General features: G+C 69.6%; 18 protein-coding genes and 1 pseudogene. 10 read left to right on the forward strand and 9 right to left on the reverse strand.

The window, feature by feature from the left end; genetic code table 11:
* Positions 1 to 361: 361 nt before the first annotated feature.
* From ACF1B9_RS04800 to gdhA, 5 genes and pseudogenes are all read left to right on the forward strand, one after another.
* Entirely contained in the window at positions 362 to 838 is a 477-nt protein-coding gene (locus tag ACF1B9_RS04800) for a hypothetical protein (RefSeq protein WP_391739071.1), read from the forward strand.
* A gap of 372 nt (positions 839 to 1,210) precedes the next feature.
* A complete protein-coding gene (locus ACF1B9_RS04805) occupies positions 1,211 to 1,777 on the forward strand; it encodes a hypothetical protein (RefSeq protein ID WP_391739072.1) in 567 nt (188 codons plus the stop codon).
* 175 nt (positions 1,778 to 1,952) lie between these two features.
* Positions 1,953 to 3,071: pseudogene (locus ACF1B9_RS04810) on the forward strand (hypothetical protein); the annotation flags it as partial.
* Positions 3,072 to 3,322: 251 nt separating this feature from the next.
* Positions 3,323 to 3,493: a hypothetical protein gene (locus tag ACF1B9_RS04815; RefSeq protein WP_391739073.1), complete on the forward strand. Its 171-nt coding sequence runs from the start codon at positions 3,323 to 3,325 to the stop codon at positions 3,491 to 3,493.
* 218 nt (positions 3,494 to 3,711) lie between these two features.
* Positions 3,712 to 5,091 (forward strand): NADP-specific glutamate dehydrogenase, encoded by a 1,380-nt coding sequence (gene gdhA / locus ACF1B9_RS04820; protein ID WP_391739074.1) that lies wholly within the window; start codon positions 3,712 to 3,714, stop codon positions 5,089 to 5,091.
* Between the two features lie 299 nt (positions 5,092 to 5,390).
* Here the strand turns inward: gdhA and ACF1B9_RS04825 are convergent, their stop codons facing one another.
* The 4 genes from ACF1B9_RS04825 to ACF1B9_RS04840 all read right to left on the reverse strand — a co-directional run bounded on the left by ACF1B9_RS04825 (position 5,391) and on the right by ACF1B9_RS04840 (position 8,288).
* A complete protein-coding gene (locus ACF1B9_RS04825; protein WP_391739075.1) occupies positions 5,391 to 5,528 on the reverse strand; it encodes a hypothetical protein in 138 nt (45 codons plus the stop codon).
* A 33-nt stretch (positions 5,529 to 5,561) separates the two neighbouring features.
* Positions 5,562 to 6,074, reverse strand: a complete 513-nt coding sequence (locus ACF1B9_RS04830; protein WP_391739076.1) for a hypothetical protein — start codon at positions 6,072 to 6,074, stop codon at positions 5,562 to 5,564.
* 504 nt (positions 6,075 to 6,578) lie between these two features.
* Entirely contained in the window at positions 6,579 to 7,160 is a 582-nt protein-coding gene (locus tag ACF1B9_RS04835) for an HD family hydrolase (RefSeq protein WP_391739077.1), read from the reverse strand.
* A 12-nt stretch (positions 7,161 to 7,172) separates the two neighbouring features.
* Positions 7,173 to 8,288: a helix-turn-helix domain-containing protein gene (locus ACF1B9_RS04840; RefSeq protein ID WP_391739079.1), complete on the reverse strand. Its 1,116-nt coding sequence runs from the start codon at positions 8,286 to 8,288 to the stop codon at positions 7,173 to 7,175.
* A 322-nt stretch (positions 8,289 to 8,610) separates the two neighbouring features.
* Here ACF1B9_RS04840 and ACF1B9_RS04845 point away from each other — a divergent pair, with 322 nt between their 5' ends.
* From ACF1B9_RS04845 to ACF1B9_RS04855, 3 genes are all read left to right on the forward strand, one after another.
* Positions 8,611 to 8,772, forward strand: a complete 162-nt coding sequence (locus ACF1B9_RS04845) for a hypothetical protein (protein WP_391739081.1) — start codon at positions 8,611 to 8,613, stop codon at positions 8,770 to 8,772.
* Between the two features lie 5 nt (positions 8,773 to 8,777).
* Positions 8,778 to 9,002: a hypothetical protein gene (locus ACF1B9_RS04850; RefSeq protein WP_391739083.1), complete on the forward strand. Its 225-nt coding sequence runs from the start codon at positions 8,778 to 8,780 to the stop codon at positions 9,000 to 9,002.
* Between the two features lie 102 nt (positions 9,003 to 9,104).
* Positions 9,105 to 10,409 (forward strand): recombinase family protein, encoded by a 1,305-nt coding sequence (locus ACF1B9_RS04855; RefSeq protein ID WP_391739084.1) that lies wholly within the window; start codon positions 9,105 to 9,107, stop codon positions 10,407 to 10,409.
* Positions 10,410 to 10,478: 69 nt separating this feature from the next.
* On the opposite strand, the gene ACF1B9_RS04860 is transcribed toward ACF1B9_RS04855, so the two are convergent.
* Positions 10,479 to 10,628 carry a hypothetical protein gene (locus tag ACF1B9_RS04860; protein ID WP_391739086.1) on the reverse strand — a complete coding sequence of 50 codons (150 nt, stop codon included), beginning with the start codon at positions 10,626 to 10,628 and terminating at the stop codon, positions 10,479 to 10,481.
* 323 nt (positions 10,629 to 10,951) lie between these two features.
* Here ACF1B9_RS04860 and ACF1B9_RS04865 point away from each other — a divergent pair, with 323 nt between their 5' ends.
* Positions 10,952 to 11,368, forward strand: a complete 417-nt coding sequence (locus ACF1B9_RS04865; RefSeq protein ID WP_391739088.1) for a hypothetical protein — start codon at positions 10,952 to 10,954, stop codon at positions 11,366 to 11,368.
* Positions 11,369 to 11,389: 21 nt separating this feature from the next.
* Here the strand turns inward: ACF1B9_RS04865 and msrA are convergent, their stop codons facing one another.
* The 3 genes from msrA to ACF1B9_RS04880 all read right to left on the reverse strand — a co-directional run bounded on the left by msrA (position 11,390) and on the right by ACF1B9_RS04880 (position 16,329).
* Complete coding sequence (msrA, locus tag ACF1B9_RS04870; protein ID WP_391739089.1) at positions 11,390 to 12,061, reverse strand: peptide-methionine (S)-S-oxide reductase MsrA; 672 nt, start codon at positions 12,059 to 12,061, stop codon at positions 11,390 to 11,392.
* 116 nt (positions 12,062 to 12,177) lie between these two features.
* A complete protein-coding gene (locus ACF1B9_RS04875) occupies positions 12,178 to 14,949 on the reverse strand; it encodes a hypothetical protein (protein ID WP_391739091.1) in 2,772 nt (923 codons plus the stop codon).
* A 276-nt stretch (positions 14,950 to 15,225) separates the two neighbouring features.
* Positions 15,226 to 16,329 carry a hypothetical protein gene (locus ACF1B9_RS04880; protein WP_391739092.1) on the reverse strand — a complete coding sequence of 368 codons (1,104 nt, stop codon included), beginning with the start codon at positions 16,327 to 16,329 and terminating at the stop codon, positions 15,226 to 15,228.
* 68 nt (positions 16,330 to 16,397) lie between these two features.
* Between ACF1B9_RS04880 and ACF1B9_RS04885 the strand changes: the two genes are divergently transcribed.
* A complete protein-coding gene (locus ACF1B9_RS04885; RefSeq protein ID WP_391739093.1) occupies positions 16,398 to 17,543 on the forward strand; it encodes a cystathionine gamma-synthase in 1,146 nt (381 codons plus the stop codon).
* A 415-nt stretch (positions 17,544 to 17,958) separates the two neighbouring features.
* Here ACF1B9_RS04885 and ACF1B9_RS04890 read toward each other — a convergent pair whose 3' ends face one another.
* Complete coding sequence (locus tag ACF1B9_RS04890; RefSeq protein ID WP_351080386.1) at positions 17,959 to 18,150, reverse strand: DUF1059 domain-containing protein; 192 nt, start codon at positions 18,148 to 18,150, stop codon at positions 17,959 to 17,961.
* Positions 18,151 to 18,211 lie beyond the last annotated feature (61 nt).

Genomic DNA, 18,211 nt, shown 5'->3' on the forward strand with positions numbered 1-18,211 from the left:
TGAAGGGTCTGCTGAACCCGATGAGTCGCAACCCGTCCGCGGCCACCCACTACTTCGATCCGAACACCACGGACAACCTGAAGTACTTCATGGAGGACCGGCATTGGCCCGGCGGGGACGTCGAAGGCAAGATGCCTTCCGAGGCCCAGTACACCTCGGCCCGCGCCGAGTTCGGTGGCGCGCTGGAGGCGGCGGCGACCGGCCGCGCGCCGGGCAGCCCCCTGCATCCCGTTGGCACCCGGGCATCGACCGAGGTGACCTCACCCGGATCATCCGGTCCACGGCCGAGGACCCGAATGCCTTCGGCGTCATCCACAAGGCGCAGAGCACGGTCATCGCCGACGGGCTGGACCGCTTCCCCGTGGACTCGTACCGCAAGGAGGACCCCGAGATGCGTGCCTGGATCAGGCAGTCCTCGGAGGTGCTCGGCCACCTCGACGGTGTACGCGGCGACGTCATCTACGACCTCGGCCAAGCGGAGAAGGACGTGAACGGCTGGAACAAGATGATGAACTACCACGTCATCGGCGCGCCCCTGACGGCCATCCCCGTCGTCGGTGACGCCGTCCAGCGCGCGGTCGACGTCGGTACGGCGAAGTACATGACCGATCTGAACACCAGGGTCGATGCCCAGACCCGTAACGACATGATCAACCATTACGACAACGGAGAGCGCCAGATGTACGCCATGCTGCGGAAGATGGCGTTGGACAAGGGGCTCGACAAGACGGAGCTGGACGCGAGCCCCGGTGAGTACGAGGACGGCCTTCAGCCGCTGGCCCGGCAGTGGTACCAGTCCGGTATCAAGGACGCCGACATGAAGATGGGCCAGCCGTAGTGAACACGAAGTGGCTCTTCCTGCCCGCCGTTCCGATCGCCGCGGCGGTCGGAACGGCGCTGGTGCTGTGGCCCGACGACGAGGACGAGCGGCCCGCGCGGACGACATCCGGAGCGTGCCAGGGCCACGGAAGGGTTCCGTGCCACTCGGCGGCGGAATGGCTGACCGGGCGACCGCCACGGAGGCAGTCGCCCAGCTCCCGGCCGGATGCGACCGGCGCACGGGGTCGACGACGCCCTACCTCACCGTGGCGCTGAGCGCGCCCTCGTAAGGGGAGGAGCACGGCACCGTCGACCGCGACACGGCGATCCGCAACAGCGCGGTAGTGGCACGTGAGAGTGCCGCCAACCTCGCGCGCACAGAGGGATGTTCATGAACAAGAAGTACCTGATCCTGCCGGCCGTGCTCGTGGCCGCGGCGGCCGTCGTCGCCGTGGTTCAGCTCTGGCCCAGCCCGCTGAAGGATCTCCGTGCGAAGAATCTGTGCCTGGGGATGCTCGCGAAGGAGACGGTGGGCCTGCTCGACGACCACGAGGGGGGCAAGCTGGTCGTGGACGAGGACAAGGGCGAAGGAGCGGATCCGGTGTTCTCCACCGTCTGCTTCGTCGGTCGCGAGACGGGCAAGGACACGACTCCCCGCACCCAGTACACCCTCGACGTGCGGCCGGCCGACACACTCGACAAGCCCGCCAAGGACGCCGCCCCGGTCGGCGGCGGGTACTCCGGCTGGATCGGGCCGCGCCAGAGCGAAGTCCAGCTCCCCGCACCCTGCGCCAAGCCCATGGGAACCAGCGCACCTCACGTCACCGTGACTCTGAAGGTCGCCCCAGGTGTCCTGGTCAAGGAGAACTGGGACACGGCGGCCCTGACCTCCAAGAGCCGCACCATCCTCTTGGAGGCCCTCGGCAACCTCACCGAACAGTACGACTGCGTGGCATAGCATCCGGCCGGTGTCGGCGGGGGGTGTTGTCGTTGACGGTTTGCGCTGGGTGTCGGCACGGATCCCAATGGACGTTGACCCAATCAGTCATGTCAACTCACCTGTGAAAGATAGCGTGTTCACTGCCGTTTCTGGTCAACTACTGGACGGAATCGACAGTGCCTGCCTCCCTCGGGACGCCCTGGTCCTCTCCGGTGTCTTCGGTGCGCTGGCCACCATGGCCAGTCCGGTCGCCGGACTCTTCCTGCTGGTCGCGGGCGCGGGCTGGCTGCTGGACCGGGACTGGCGACGGGCCGCCGTGCTGTGCGCCCCGCCCGCGGCCGTGGTCGGACTGACCACCCTGCTGTTTCCGTTCAGCGGCGAGATGCCGATGGCGACGAGCGATGTCTGGAAGCCGGTCCTCTTCGGCGTGCTGCTCCTCGCACTGGCGCCGCGGGAGTGGCGCGTGCTGCGGTTCGGCGCGGGGATCTACGCGGTCGGCGTCGTGCTGACCGTTCTCATTGCGTCGCCGGTCGGCTCCAACGTCATCCGCCTCGCCGAACTGTTCGGACCGCCGGTCCTGCTCGCCGCGCTGTCGGCCCACGGGGTGCGGTTCTGGCGGAGGGCCGCCCTCGGTGCGGCCCTGGCACTGTCCCTCCAATGGGTCACGCAGCATGCCGTCCATGTGCTGGAGATGTCGACTCCCGTGCCGGCCTGGGCCACGGAGACCGAGGGCGTGGTGGCCGCCCTCGACCGCCTCGGGGCCGATCGCACACGCGTCGAGGTGGTGCCGGCCGTCGATCACCGGGAGACGAGCGCCCTCGGCCCCCACGTCAACCTGGCCCGTGGCTGGAATCGCCAGCTCGACGTGGAGCGCGGGGCGCTCTTCTACGAAGGCTCCTTCTCCGCCGAGAAGTACCGCGGCTGGCTTCACCGCTGGGCGGTGGGCTACGTCGTGCTGCCGGAGGGCACCCCGGACTGGGCAGCGAAGGACGAGGCCGCGCTCGTGCGCGACGAGCCGGGCTGGCTGAGGCCCGTGTGGCGGGACACCCATTGGCGCGTCTACCGGGTCGAGGACGCGACGCCCGTGGTGTCGGGCGCCGGCTCGTCCGTCGTCTGCGGCGACGGCGCCGGACTCGTCGTACGGACCCGCGCGCCCGGATCGGTGATCCTGCGCGTCGCCTACTCCCCCTGGCTCCGGGCCGACACCGGCTGCGTGGAGCGGGCGGGCGAGTGGACCCGGCTGAAGGTGCGGGCGGCCGGTGAGTACCGGATCGGCTCCTCGTACGGACTTCCCTCGCAGGGAAAGTGCTGAGCCGGCACACGGCACCCGCTGCCGGCGCCGGCCGCTGAGGTGGGTGTGCGGACCGCCCGCGCTCGCGGAAGGCGGCCGGGAGCGTCGCTGCCGACGCAGGCGGTCGGTCCGGGCAGCGGGCTCCGGGTCTCCGCACCCTATGGTGCAGCTGGCTACACCATGGTTCCGGGAGGCGGGTCCCTCGTGGCGACGGGCGAGCGCCGGAAGGATGGAGCCATCACGAGACACCACCCCGACCACGGAGGATCACCATGAAAGCACTGCTCTGGATCGTGCTCTGCGCGGCGATCGCCGCGAACGTCTGCCTGAACTTCCTCGTGGGCGAAGGCGCCCTGCAGATCGCGCTGAGCGTCGTCTCCGGCGTGGTCGTCCTCGCGTCCGGAGCGGGCCTGTGGATGCTGCGCCGCCCGGCCGACGCATGAGCTCGGACACGGCCCGGGGCCCACTATGCGGATACCCTGGCGCATCTTTCCGGGTCACTGGGACAATCGGTATGCCACAACGGTTCTGTACGTCGCTTTCGTGAGCCGCAGAGCGCGCGATACCCGGCGACGCCCTCAATGGGGAGGGGGACCGCTGGTGCCCCTCGGGACGAGGGCACCCTCGCGCGCACTGCCGACCCACGGAAGGTCTTGATCAGATGCCGGTCACCCCTGACTCCGCGACCTCGCACACCACCGAGAGCCGCATCATCGAGCCGCTGTACGCGGAGATACTCCGCCGGAACCAGGGCGAGAAGGAATTCCACCAGGCGGTACGAGAGGTTCTGGAGACCCTCGGCCCGGTCCTCGCACAGCGGCCCGAGTTCGTGGACGCCCGGATCATCGAGCGCGTCTGCGAGCCGGAGCGCCAGCTCATCTTCCGCGTGCCGTGGTCCGACGACTCCGGCGACATCCATGTGAACCGCGGCTTCCGTGTCGAGTTCAGCAGCTCGCTCGGTCCGTACAAGGGCGGACTGCGCTTCCACCCCTCGGTCAACCTCGGCATCGTGAAGTTCCTCGGCTTCGAGCAGATCTTCAAGAACGCGCTCACCGGCATGCCCATCGGCGGCGGCAAGGGCGGCGCCGACTTCGACCCGAAGGGCCGTTCCGACGCCGAGATCATGCGGTTCTGCCAGTCGTTCATGACCGAGCTGCACCGGCACCTCGGGGAGTACACCGACGTCCCCGCCGGTGACATCGGCGTCGGCGGCCGGGAGATCGGCTACCTGTTCGGCCAGTACAAGCGGATCACCAACCGTTACGAGTCCGGAGTCCTCACCGGGAAGGGCCTGGGCTGGGGCGGCGCCCAGGCGCGCACCGAGGCGACCGGGTACGGCTGCGTCCTCTTCACCGCCGAGATGCTCCGCAGCCGGGGCGAGTCCCTCGACGGGCAGCGCATCGCCGTCTCGGGCTCGGGCAATGTCGCGATCTACGCGATCGAGAAGGCCCAGCAGCTCGGCGCGACGGTGGTGACCTGCTCCGACTCCAACGGCTACGTCGTGGACGAGAAGGGCATCGACCTCGCCCTGCTCAAGGAGATCAAGGAGGCCGGCCGCGGCCGGATCTCCGAGTACGCGGAGCGGCGCGGCGAACACGTCAGGTACGTCGCCGGCACCGGCGTCTGGAACGTCCCCTGCGACGTGGCCCTGCCCTGCGCCACCCAGAACGAACTCCACGAGGCCGACGCGCTGGCCCTCGTGCACAACGGTGTGAAGGCCGTCGCCGAGGGCGCCAACATGCCCACCACACCGGAGGCCGTACGCGTCCTCCAGGAAGCGGGCGTCGCCTTCGCCCCCGGCAAGGCGGCCAACGCGGGCGGCGTCGCCACCAGCGCCCTGGAGATGCAGCAGAACGCCTCACGCGACTCCTGGACGTTCTCCCACACCGAGGAGCGCCTCGCGGAGATCATGCGCCACATCCACGACTCCTGCTACACCACGGCGGAGCGCTACGGCAGCCCCGGCAACTACGTGGTCGGCGCCAACATCGCCGGCTTCGAACTGGTGGCGGACGCGATGCTCGCACAGGGGCTCATCTGATCCGTCGGTCCCTCGAACGACCGCTCGGCCCGGCCGTCCTCCACGGCCGGGCCGAGCGGTGTCAGGCGGCCGGCAGTGCGCGGCGCCGAAGGGTCTCCGCCAGGCCCGGTCATTGGTGGAGAACCCCTCTTCGTTCGGTGCCCGATCGCCGCCGGAAAGCGGTGATCGGCCGGAGGCGGTGGCTGGCCTTCATCCGATTCCACCCGGGTTCAGGGAGCGTCCCGGCCCGGGTGACGCTCGATGCCGGTCGTCAGGGCGTGGGTAGAGGCACGACCCCGCACACGAACTCGGACGTCGCGTCAGTCCTCGGCCGCCGGTGCGGCGGCGACCCCGATCGGGCAGGAGACGCCCGTCCCGCCGATCCCGTAGTACCCCGCCGAGTTGGCCGCCCGCGCCGTGGCGCCGTCACACTCCATGCGGACCGCGGATGCGACCACGACCGCGGATCGGGCTACTGTGCCCGACAGCCGTCAGGGGGCATTGAACTCCGTGACCCGCCAGATGGAACCCACCCGGTCGACGCGGAGCCAGGTGTATCCCTCGGTGCAATCGATGTCGACACGGACGGAATCCGGGGTGTCCTGGGGGTCGCCACCAGCCTTGTAGCTGTTCGGCGAGTTCACGCAGGCGGTCTGGCTGAAGACGTATCGGTCATCTGTTGCAAGCTCGGCGAGCGCCTCGGAGCACGACCCTCCGATGGTGCTCGCATAGGAACGCAGCCGGGCATCGGCCAGCCCACAGGCCAATGCCGTGTCGCCTCGTGCCAGAGCCTGTGCGAATTGTCGTGCTCCGTCCCGCGCGGTGGTTGCCGGCTCCGCAACGGTGGGTGCACTCGTCGCGGCGGCTGCGGATCCCGAGCCGGGCGCGGAGGCTGCTGCCGACGCTTCGGCAGGTGTGCGGCTCGTGGAGTCGGCGCATCCTGCGGTGCCCGTCAAAACCAACAGAGTTGCGGCGACGAAGCGGAAGGCGCCGTTAGTGATCACGTGTGAAGCCTACCGACTGTCCACGCTGTGAGGTGAGTTGACGTCGGTGATCAAGCGGCGCGGGCGTTCTCCTTGTGGTGGCTGTCGCAGCCGCGGCCAGCAAAGGCTGAACATCATCCACGGTCGGCCGGCCCGGCAACGGACGGCCCGTGCGGAGTCGGGCGGCCTGCGTCGGGCTCGTACGACTCTTCACAACGACATGTCTCAACGCAGCTCTCGTCCATGACGGTGATCCGGCCGGGGTGGTACTGCCGAAGCTGCACTGGCGCAACGCAGCCGAGACAGTCGCAACGGGATTGCCGCACGATGTTCCCGCGCCCCGCGAGGGTGAGTACGAAGACGACTTCGTGCCTCGCCCCTGCACGGTCTGTCCGACTGGCCGAGTATCCGGGCTACGACCTCCCCGATGAGCTGCTGGCGGCCCTGAGCCCCCGCTTCGAAGAGCTCCAGGACCGCATCGGGGTTCTGGTCAGGCCCGGACGGGGGCGGTTGCGTGCGTCCGGCTTACTGCTTGCTTTCACCCAGGGCGGTGCGCAGCCAGTGAATGGACCCCTGCGACAGCAGCTCATCGGCCAGCCGGTTCGCGGTCTCGGTGACGAGCCGCCCCCGGCTGTTGTCGATCCACCGCTGAGCGTTCCCATAGCCCTGCGCCTTGTACTCGATGCCTTGGAGCAGGCACTCCAGCTTGTCCGCGTCGCGGGCGCAGATCGCTTCCGGTGTTTCCTTGGCCTCGTACTCCGCAACCAGTTCACGGACCGCCGAGGCCAGGACCTCGGGCATGCCCGCCGTCTGGTCGGTGGTGACTTCCTGCGGATCGGCAGCGGGCGCGTACTTCTTCCCGAGGTGGTTCACGTCCCCGGTCCGGCTCTCCTGCGTGTCGTGCCACACCGCGAGGTAGGCCGCTCGGGCCGGGTCGGCACCCTCCAGCTTTGCGATGATCGTGGCGATCAGGGACGTGCGCCATGAGTGCTCGGCGACGCTCTCGGGGTCGCGAACCCCGGCCATCCACCAGCCGGTGCGTCGCGTCTGCTTGAGCGTGCCTGCCTCGTACAGGAAACGGCCCACTGCGGACAGGTCGTCAGCCACGCCTTTCTCCTCTCACGCCTCGGCAAGGCGGATCGCGTACCGGATGGTCTCCAGCTCCCGGCGCGCTCGCGCCGACAGCTCCCGGCTATCCAACATCACGGGGAGGGATGCGCGTAGCTCGTTCCCGCTCGGAGTTCCGGGACGCAGCAGGTTCGGCCGGGCGGCGAGCAAGGCCCACAAGGTGTGGACGTTCAGGTCGAAGAAGCCACGGCTCGGGTTCATGCCTCGCACGAGATGGCACATCAGCTTGTCGCCGGGCCACGGGCCTGGCTTCGCGGCGGCGATGAAGTCGTCGGTCATCTGGATGTGCGGTGTCTCGCCGATCCAGTACGCCCAGTAGTTGAGGTTCGCTGCCTCGCCGGCATCGTCGTCGTCGAGCGTTGTGGTGATGAAGTGCCCCATCCGGTCCCGGTCGCCTTGCCTGGCGGCGACGGCCGCGACCGAGCGAGAGTTGAGCCAGGTTGCCAGCCAGCCGTCCGGGCGCTCGGTCCGCTGCTGCTGGGCCAGCCACTCGGAGGTGTCGGGCGCGTTGTCGTACCCGGCCAGATAGAGGGCTTGGCGGCGCAGCAGGAAGCGTTCCCTGCCGCGAGCCTGCTCGGCGGCCTGGCGCATGCGGGAGAAGAAGCGCCTGCGGTCGGCGGCGGGGAGTTCCGGCCCGCGCGGCACGGGGCCCCGGCGCGGTCGCGGTGGGTCGGGTAACGCTCGCAGCGGTGTCGGGGTCACGCCGTTGAGCGGCCAGGACAGCACCTCGACCAGGTCGCGCTGCAGGACCCATGCACCAATCGGGCTGTTGTCGACGGGAACGTCGTGGGCGAGGGCACCGGTCAGCAGTACATCTGCCTCCATGGCCCGCTCCAGGGCCAAGAGCAGGGCCGGTGCACTGCCCAACTGCAAGAGCTGGTGGCGGTACATGAGCATCTGCCCAGCAAGTACAGCCGTCAGGGGGCGGCGCCCCGATTCCCATCCTGCAATGGTGTCGGGCGAGACCCGGAACCGCTCCGCGAAGGCTTCCTGCGTGTGGCCCAACTGCTCGCGAACCAGGCGGAAGACGTACCCGGATACCAGGCCGCTACGGCTCCTCTGTGTTCCCTGACCGCCGGTCAGGGTGGTGTGTGAGCCGGTGTCCATGGCATCCCCCTTGCCTGTCGACTTGCCTGTCGACCACAGCCGGGCACCCGTACCCCCGGTCGGTTCAAGCGGCGGCCCCTGCTCCGTACCGTCGTAGGGGCAGTGATGGTCGCATGACGCAGAGTAGTGGAAAGGGTGTCGTCGTGACGATGACGATCAAGGTGTACGAGGTGACTCGCGACGGGCTGACATGCATCGTTCGCCCGAAAGCTGCGGTCACCCCGCTCAAGGAACCACCCCGATCATCGGCTTACCCGGCCTGCGAGTGCGACCGGTGCGCAGGCAGGGATCGGAATGCCGTGGGGGTGTCATGTTCGGCCCGATGACACCCGATGCCCCCTCACCGGTCAAGGGTTGTGACGTCTGCGGCGCGCTGGCCCGCCAGCGGGAAGTGGCGTGGCAGGCGCGGGACATGTCGCGGGTGACGGACTGCAGCGTCGAGCTGCGGCGACACCCGCACAAGAAGCCACAGGGGAAGCAATGAGGTCAGTGTTGCAGTACGTCATGCACAAGATCGAGACGGCATCTCAGAGCGAAGTGACCATGTCCGCCGGCTGTTTGAAACCCGGATGCGGTTGGACGCTGGCGGTGACTGCCGACATCGACGCGGCCAATCAGGCGTGCATGACACACACCGGCCGAAACAGTGATCACGTCTTGTTCGCCCGGGAGTGGACGGACGTGGCGGTCGTGCGTCGGCTCGGTGCCGAGTGAGTACACGCACGACGGTGGCCGCTGCTGGGTTCGTTGCCTGGGTGGTGACGGTCACGTTGCTGGTCGGCGGCTATAAACGACCTGTCGGCGGCGAAGGCGGGTGTGGTCCGCCCGGACTTCGAGGCCATGGTGAAGGCGCTCAAGTCGGTCCACATGCCGGACGGGCAGCCGGTGCACGGCGTCATCGTCGTCGCGGACGACCGGCTCACGCGCAGGGCCGGGGACTACGAGCGGTTCGTGGACGCACTCACGTACGAGGAAGGACGGCTCTACGCCGACGCCAAAGGGTCGAAGAACCTCTACAGCGAGGACGTGGAGTCCATGGGCCTCTTCGGCGTCGTCATCTCCAAGATGGAGGTGCGCAAGATGCAGCGGCGTGCGCGCCGCTCGCACCGCGCCCGCGCGGAACTGGGCATCCCAGTGGGTGGGAAGCGCCCGTTCGGCTGGCAGGACGACAAGCTCACGCTGGAGCCCGAGGAAGCGGCCTGGCTGGCGAAGGGCGCCCGTGAGGTGATCGCGGGCAAGTCCATGCACTCGATCCTCCGAGAGTGGCGGGAGGCAGGCGTCCGCACGATCAACGACAAGGAGTGGGCGAGCCGCTCGCTGAAGCTCGCACTCTGGAACCCGCGGCTGTGCGGGTGGCGGAAGCACAACGGAGAACTGGTCCGTGATGCCAACGGTGTGCCGGTCGTGGGCCGCTGGGAACCGATTATCACCCCGAAGGAGTGGATGGCCATCGACGCCGTCTTCTCGGCCCGCGTCGGTCCCAATGTGAAGTCTGACGGCACGGTCACGGACTACCGAACACCCTCGTATCTGCTGACCGGAATCCTCCGATGCGGAAAGCCCGGCGCGGACGGCCAGATCTGCAACTCGCCCCTCCGCGCGACCGTGCGGCCAGATCTCTCCGGCGGCTATCTCTATCAGTGCCCCAGTAAGGAAATGGGCGGCTGCGGTGGAACGGGACGCAATGGTGCCAAGATTGACGAATCCGTCACGGAAGCAGTTCTGGCGAAGCTGGAGGAGCGGGCAGCTAGGACGGCGCATATGGACGGGAAGTGGGCAGGGGAGGACGAGCTGGACCGCTTGACGCGGAAGCAGCGCAAGCTGCTCCAGGCTTGGCAGGAGGACCAGATCTCGGATGAGTTGTTCTTCCCTGAGAATCAGAGGATGGAATCCCGGGTCAAGGAACTGCGTGCGGACCGTACGCGCCACGTCCTCAACCAGCAGCGTGCAGCCGAGGTCACCGGCGACGTACGTGAGCGCTGGAACTCCGGCAGGCTGGACTTGGCGCAGAAGCGCGCCCTGATTAGGGAGGCACTGCATGCGGTGATCGTCCTGCCGGTAGGCGGCGGAGGCCGACGCCCCTTCAACCCTGACCTTCTGGTCCCGAAGTGGCGCGACTGACAGCGAGCTGAAACGGAAAGGGGCACAGCCATCCGGCTGGTGCCCCTTCGTTCGTGCTGCGGGTCTGGACTACCGCTGCTTGCGCGTGGCCTTGGTCGAGTTCTGATGCTCGAACTCCAAGCCGAGTAAGGTGGAAACGCGCTGCCATCGTTCTTCGCTCCATGCCGGAGCCTTGGCAGCCTGAATGCGGCCCCACTCGCGAGCAGTGGTGTCGGTCAAACGGAAGTCCTTTCCCTGGGTTACATGTTGCGCGGCGGGAGCAACGTTCAATTCTAGCTTCGTGCGCGCGTATTCTAAATATGGAATCCCGTAATTCTGCAAGGGATTTGAGGGTCCCGCCGTGATGTTTCGCATCGGATCTGCCGAAGAGCAGCGTGGGTACATCCGATAGACCGTGTTCGGCCCGGCACGATGTAGCCGGGCACTCCTGTGATGAGGGTCGCGCCCCTGGCTGGCCCGTTCACCCCGTGCGGGGAGGGGCACATGACCCCCGCTCGACGGGGATGGAGGGCGCTCACGCGCCTCACAAGGAGGACTCTCGCTTGCCCATCAAGCTCAAGGAGTGGGCCGCCATCTCGCGCCCGGAGTACCGGCGCATGGCCCGTGACACCCGCTTCGACCTCGCGTTCCGCGTTCACTTCGCCGCCCTCGGGAAGGTAAACCAGTTGGGCCACGCCGAGTTGACCTCCGGGGAACTCGCGGCGATCCTCACCCGAATGGACGGCCAGCCTCAGCCGAAGCAGGGCGTAAGTCGCGCGATCAAGTCGGCCAAGGATCTCGGCTTGGTCGGCCCGTCATGGTGGGATCTGGCAAGCAAGCACGTCATGCACCTGAGCAAGAAGCGCATTCCCGAAGACATCGCGATCCAGCCACTCACCGAAGCCGAAGAACGACAGATGGCTGCCGACTGCCGTGAGGTGTACGAGTCCTTCATGGCCCAGTACAGCGGAGCTCATTGAGGGCTGCACTGGGCCTGAAGGTTAGTCCTCGCCAGGAGCCTCGGCGACGCCGATCGGGCAGGCCACGCCCGTGCCGCCGATGCCGCAGTAGCCGTTGATGTTGCGGTCGAGGTACTGCTGGTGATATGCCTCGGCGGGCCAGAACGGGCGGCCCTCGGCCGGGAGGATCTCCGTGGTGATCTCGCCGAAGCCGGAGCCCGTGAGGACCTTCTGGTACGCCTCGCGGGAGGCCGCCACCGCTGCCGCCTGCTCGGGGGAGTGGGTGTAGATCGCCGAGCGGTACTGCGTACCCACGTCATTGCCCTGGCGGAAGCCCTGGGTCGGGTCGTGGGACTCCCAGAACAGCTTCAGCAGTTCGGCGTACGAGACGGTCTTCGGGTCGAAGACGACCCGGACCGCCTCCGTGTGGCCGGTCAGGCCCGAGCAGACCTCTTCGTACGCGGGGTTCTCGGTGTAGCCGCCCTGGTAGCCGACGAGCGTCGTCCAGACGCCGTCCGTCTGCCAGAACTTGCGCTCGGCGCCCCAGAAGCAGCCCAGCGCGAAGTCCGCGACCTCCAGACCCTCCGGGTACGGGCCCAGCAGTGGGTTGCCGAGGACCGTGTGGCGGGACGGGACGGTGAACTCGGGGGTGGGGCGGCCCTTCAGGGCCTCCTCGGGGGTGGGGAGCTGCGGGGTACGGCGGTGCAGGAACATGCGGGGGCTCCTCCGGGGGCTGCGGTTTACGGTCCGTACAACGCGGTGCGGGCGCCGGAGATTCCGGCGCCCCGCCGCCCCCGCCGTCCCGACGCGTCCGTGGCGGTCGGTCGCGGTCAGTCGTCGTCCTTTGCGACCTTCAGGGCGCTGTACTCGTGGCATGTGGTGAAGAAACGTTTCGGAGAGGTGTAGTACGACCACGGGGCGTACGGCGACGGGACGTTGTCGGCGGCGGGGCAGTCGATCAGGCGGAACTGCTCCATCGCCTCCTCGTACCGGTCCTGCCAGTACAGCGTCCAGGCCAGCATGTGACGGGCCCGGACCAGCCGTCGGTCCTCGGGGTCGGCCGCGGCGGCGGCAGCCACGTCGGCCAGGCAGGCGTCGGCCGCGGCGATCAGTTCCGGGCTCTTGTAGTACTCGTCCGGGTCCGTTCCCGAGCTGCTCCGTTCCTCCTTGAACGCGGCGTACAGCGGGAGCAGCGAGAGCAGCCGGCCGGGGCTGCTCCGCCTCGCCGCTTCCTGTGCGAGGTACCCGGCCTGCCGGTACGAGCCGGCCCAGCGGTGGCACCAGTACCGGAGCGCCGTGTCGTGGGCCGCGAGGTGAGGCCCGCCGCGCACGACGATCTTCGCCCACAGGGCACGGCACGCTGCCCGGTCGTAGTCGAGGGCGAGGGCGCAGGGGATCTCGGCGACGTACGGACACGGGTCGTCGCCCGCCAGTGCCTGGGCCTCGTGGCACGCCTCGCGGGCCCTGGTCATCACCTGGCGGAAGACGGAGGACTGCTCCCACGTGGGGTGCTGTGTCGGCTTCGTACCGTGGACCTGCGCGGCGACTTCGATCAACGCGCCGGCGTGCACGAGGGCCGCACCCGCGTCCTTGGGGCGTGCGGCGCGCCAGGCCAGCAGCCAGGCGTCGTCGGCCGCGGCCTCGTCCTGGAGGACGGCGGCGCGCCGGTAACGCTCCTGCCGGTTCCGGCCCGCCTTGCGGAGGAAGGCGGCACCCGCCCGCCAGTCGCCGGAGCGGAGGGCAGTGCGGATCTCCTCGTCGCGGCTTTCCTCGTCGGGGATTCCCTCGTCGGGGAGCTTCTTGTCGGGGATCTTCTCGTCGTGCGGGTCGGAGGTGCTCCCCGGGGCGGTCCACGGCGGCGTCCTCCGTACCTTCTTACGGACCTTCGCCCAGAGGTACTCGGGCGTCTGGAGGGACTCGCGCAGAGCGGTGGCCGACGGGAGCAGCCGGGGTGTCGTCGTGGAGGGCTCCGGTTCGATGCGGGGAAGTCCGGTGCGGGGAAGGGGGCGGAGGTCGGGGTCGAGCAGGGCGCGCAGCGGCTTTGTGTCCGGGACATCCGCCACCGACGCGTCCAGCGCCGCCGGGAGCAGCTCCGCGTGGCCCGGCGGCAGCTCCAGGGATGCCTCGTCGTCGGTCCAGGGAAGCCGCCAGCGGGCGCGTTCCTGCCGTACGTACTCGGCCTCGGCCAGTTTCCGCAGCCCGGAGCGGAATGCGTGCCTGGCGAACTCGCGGGCCACGCGGCCGGTCGCCTGCCGGGCCTTGGCGGACTGGTGGAGACAGTCGGCGATCTGCCACTGTGTGCCCGCGTCCACGGCGTCGAGCGCCTCGGCCGCCGAGCCGTCGCCGCCGGTCACCGTGGCGACCGCCCTGACCATGTACCGCGCCGTCGACTCCTCGTGCACCACTACCGACTCGTGCACCAGGTCCGGCCAGTCGACCCGGCGCAGTCGCAGCAGCTCCGGTGCCAGCACCTGCTCCTCGACAGCGGCCAGCGTGCGCTCGGTGTCGACGAGCAGGTCCAGAGCCGGTGCCACGGGCGCCGGCGCGCGCCCGTCGTCCGGCAGCGCCTCGATCCGGGCGATGCGTTCCGTGAACCCCCCATGCGCGCGAGAGGCGCTCGCTCCGGGCGGCAGGGAGTCGCGCGACTCGTCCAGCACGTCCCTGCGCGCGGCCAGCACCTGCCGGAGGCCGCCGAGGACCTGGCCGGGCGGGGGCAGCAGCCCGGCCTTCACGCCGAGCAGGGCGTAGGAGTCCATGTACTCCTCGTGCGCGCGGCGGAGGACCTGGAACTCGCGCAGCGCGCACGCGCTCACGTCGCGGCCCGCGATCCGCGCGGCGGCGACGTCGGCCGCGGCCTCCGCACGGTCGATGTCGGACATCGTGACGCGCGTGCAGAAACGTTGGTACCTCCGGTACCGCGCCGCCAGCAAGCGGTACGAGGCGCCGGCGTGGCCCGGGTCGATCTTTCTGGGCTTCCCGCCCTTGGCGCGTGCCTTCGCGGCCTTCTGCTCCTGGCGTTCCCGCTCCCTGGCGACGGCCTTCTCCGCCTGTTCCCGGAAGTGGGCGACGGCGCGGGCGGTTCGGTCCCGGCCGCGTGTGACGACCGCGGCGAGGCGGGTGTCGGAATGGGCGTAGCGGCTCATCTCGTACGCGAGTACGAAACGCAGCTGGGCCTCGGACATTCCGGCCAACAGCGGTACACCGACGAGGAGTCGGCGGCGGCCGGCGACCAGGCCGAGGAGCTTGGTGCGCTCGACGGCCGAGGCGCTCACCTCGGCGGTGAGCACGAGGTCGTCGGGAGCGCGGGTGCCGGCCCGGTCGGCGAGGTCGCGGACCATGGCCCAGAGCCGGGGCTGCCGGGAGTCGTCGACGCGCAGCCCGCGTACGTCGTCGTGTTCCGTCGTGCGCGGCAGGAACATGCTGCGCACGATCGACAGCGCGGGCACCGAGGTGCGGGCGAGGAACAGCACGGCGACGGGAAGCCACGCCCAGCGGAACACGGCCCAGTCGGCGACGCAGAGGACGGCGAGCAGGAGGACGCCCAGCAGGTGGAAACCGGCGAGCAGGGCAACGGCGCGGACGGCGCGGAGAGTCGGGGTCATCGGACGGATTCCCCCCACGGGAAAGGTAGTTGGCGGGCGACGGTGGTGGTCGTGGTGCGTGTGGGGAATCGGAGTATGTCGTCCCGCGGCCGGGCGCGGCAATGCGATATGCGGGCGGCCCGGACCCGGGGCGGGCTCGCGCCGCCCCGGGCCATCGCTCGTGCCTAGTACGGGAGTCGGATGCCGGGCCCCGCGCATACCCGGGCGGCGCCGCTGCGGCGCGCGGCCACGGCGGCACTGCCGTCTCGCCCCGCCGCCCCCGGGCCGGCCGCGCGGCTACCGGGGCAGCGTTGCCGGGCTGCCGCCGTTCGCCTCGTAGCCGGCCACCGCCAGCGCCCGGTAGACCGCGTACGCGGCGGCCGGGTCGGGGTTCTGGGTCCACGGCAGCGCGCCCACGTGACCGTCGACGTGGACGAGCTGGTTCATCGCCTCCGACCAGCGCTCCATCCGGACGAGGAAGAGGACCAGCAGGTGCCGGACATGGGCGAGCATCGGGTCGTCCGGACGGGCCGCGTGCACCGCGAACAGGGCGCCTTCGACCGCCTTGGTCACCACCGCGCTGCGGTAGAAACCCTGCACGAGATTGACCTCGGGCAGATGCTCGTACACCGCGAACAGCGGCAGCGCGGCCAGCAGTGAGCCCTGCGGGGCGCGGGCGGCGGCCGTGGTGGCGAAGCGGTCGGCCTCCTCGCGCGATCCGTGCCACTTCTCGCACCAGTAGTGCAGCGCGGCGATGTGGGCGCCCATGTGGGCCGGGGCCCGGTCGATGATCTTCGCCCAGAGCCGGTCGAACTCCTCGTGGGAGTACCCGAGTCCGCGGCCGACGGCCAGTTCGACGAGGTACGGGACCGGGTCGCCGGGCGCCAGCAGTGCCGCCTCGCCGCAGACCGTACGGGCCTCCTCCAGGATGATCCGGAAGTCGTCCGTTCCCGCGGTCGAAGACCGCCATGCCTGCTGCACCAGGAACTCGGCGTGCACCGCCGCGCCGCCCGCGTCCTTCGGTGCCTCGGCTCGCCACTTCCGCAGCCACGCGCCGCCCGCACCGGGCTGCTGCGCCAGTTCCAGCGAGGCGGCGCCGGCGAACGCCTGCACCCGCTGCCAGCGCACCTCGTCCTCCTTGGGCGTGCCGGCCAGCAGCTGCGAAGCCGCCTGCCAGTCCTGGGAGCGCTGCACGACGTCGAGCACATCGAGGAGATCCTGGTCCGGGCCCGGCAGCCGGACGTCCAGTTCCTCCTCGCGCGCGAAGCCGTAGGTGTCCGGGTCGGCGGCGTCCGGCGAACCGGGCGCGACCTGCCGGATACCGCCGCGGCGGCGCAACACGAACGGGCCGATGACCGCGGCGAGCATGCACAGCGCGATCAGGAACCAGAGAATCTCCATGCCCCCATTGTCACCGGACGGCCCGGTAGCCCGGTGAGCGCCCTCGCGACGAACTACGCTCGGGCCCCATGAGCGACCAGCACAGCTTCGAGACTCTCGCGATCCACGCGGGAAACACCGCCGATCCCCTCACCGGCGCCGTTGTTCCGCCCATCTACCAGGTGTCCACGTACAAGCAGGACGGCGTGGGCGGACTGCGCGGCGGCTACGAGTACAGCCGCAGCGCCAATCCGACCCGTACCGCCCTGGAGGACAATCTCGCGGCCCTGGAGGGCGGCCGCCGCGGACTCGCCTTCGCCTCCGGCCTCGCCGCCGAGGACTGCCTGCTCCGTACGCTGCTCACCCCCGGCGACCACGTGGTCATCCCGAACGACGCCTACGGCGGAACGTTCCGGCTGTTCGCGAAGGTCGTCTCGCGGTGGGGCGTGGAGTTCTCGGTCGCCGACACGTCGGACGTGGCGGCGGTACAGGCGGCGATCACCCCGCGCACCAAGGCGATCTGGGTGGAGACCCCGTCCAACCCGCTGCTCGGCATCACCGACATCGCCGCGATCGCCGGTGTGGCCCGCGCGGCGGGCGCGCGACTGGTCGTCGACAACACCTTCGCCAGCCCCTACCTCCAGCAGCCGCTCGCCCTGGGCGCCGATGTGGTGGTCCATTCCACCACGAAGTACATGGGCGGTCACTCGGACGTCGTCGGCGGCGCGCTGATCGTCAACGACCCCGAACTGGCTGAGGAGTTGGCGTACCACCAGAACGCGATGGGCGCGGTCGCCGGACCGTTCGACGCATGGCTGGTGCTGCGCGGCATCAAGACCCTCGCGGTCCGCATGGACCGGCACAGCGAGAACGCCACCAAGATCGCCGATCTGTTGACCCGGCACCCCAAGGTCACCCAGGTCCTCTACCCGGGACTCCCCGAGCACCCCGGCCACGAGGTCGCCGCCAAGCAGATGAAGGCCTTCGGCGGCATGGTGTCCTTCCGTGTCGTGGGCGGCGAGGAGGCCGCCGTCCACGTCTGCAACCGGGCCAAGCTGTTCACCCTCGGTGAGTCGCTGGGCGGTGTCGAGTCCCTCGTGGAGCACCCGGGCCGCATGACGCACGCCTCGGCGGCCGGTTCCCCGCTGGAGGTGCCGGCCGACCTCGTCCGGCTGTCCGTCGGCATCGAGTCCGCCGATGACCTGATCGCGGATCTGATCCAGGCGCTCGGCTAACGACCTCGCCCACGATTGGCAGTGGGAGAAGGAGCGGTGTCCGGGGCCTTCGAATCCAAGGCGGAGGAGGGAGTCGGATGGGGTCTCCCCTGCTCGAACGCAGCTGAGAGCTTGGGGAAGGAGCGTCGGCGACTGACGACAACGCCGGAGGCGGAGGTCCCGGACACCGCGACGCCGCTGACAATCGTGGGCGAGGTCGTAAGGGCTGTCCCGTTCCCTGGCGGGCGCGCGACGACAGCTACGGCACCTCGCCGCGTTGTCGGAACGGGGCTTTCGTTCGGATCAGGCCGGGTTCGCGCCCCCGGCGCGACGCCGAGTCCCGGGTCCCGCCCGGTGGCGGGGCGGGAGCGGACGACCGGGCGGGTTCGAGGAATCGGGCCCGCCCGCCCCACTCAATCGGGCCCGCCCGCCCCACTCAGGCGTCGACCTTCTCGTCGTCCAGCGATGCCCGGATCTGTTCGCGCAGTTCTGGGCCGTCGGTGTGCTCGTGGACGGAGACCGCGTGCTCGGCCGCGGCCCGTACGACTTCCTCCTCCTCGCCCGAAATGGTGAGCGAGCAGTTCGTGACGCTCGGATACTTGCGGCAGTCGGCGACTTTCCTGGTCATCGCAGCCTCCTCGGCCGGTTGCCCTGTCGCCCCGTTCCAGGATAGTTCGCCCCGGTCCGGC

This window comes from Streptomyces sp. NPDC014727, from assembly GCF_043083485.1.
In the GTDB taxonomy this organism is placed as follows: Bacteria; Actinomycetota; Actinomycetes; order Streptomycetales; family Streptomycetaceae; genus Streptomyces.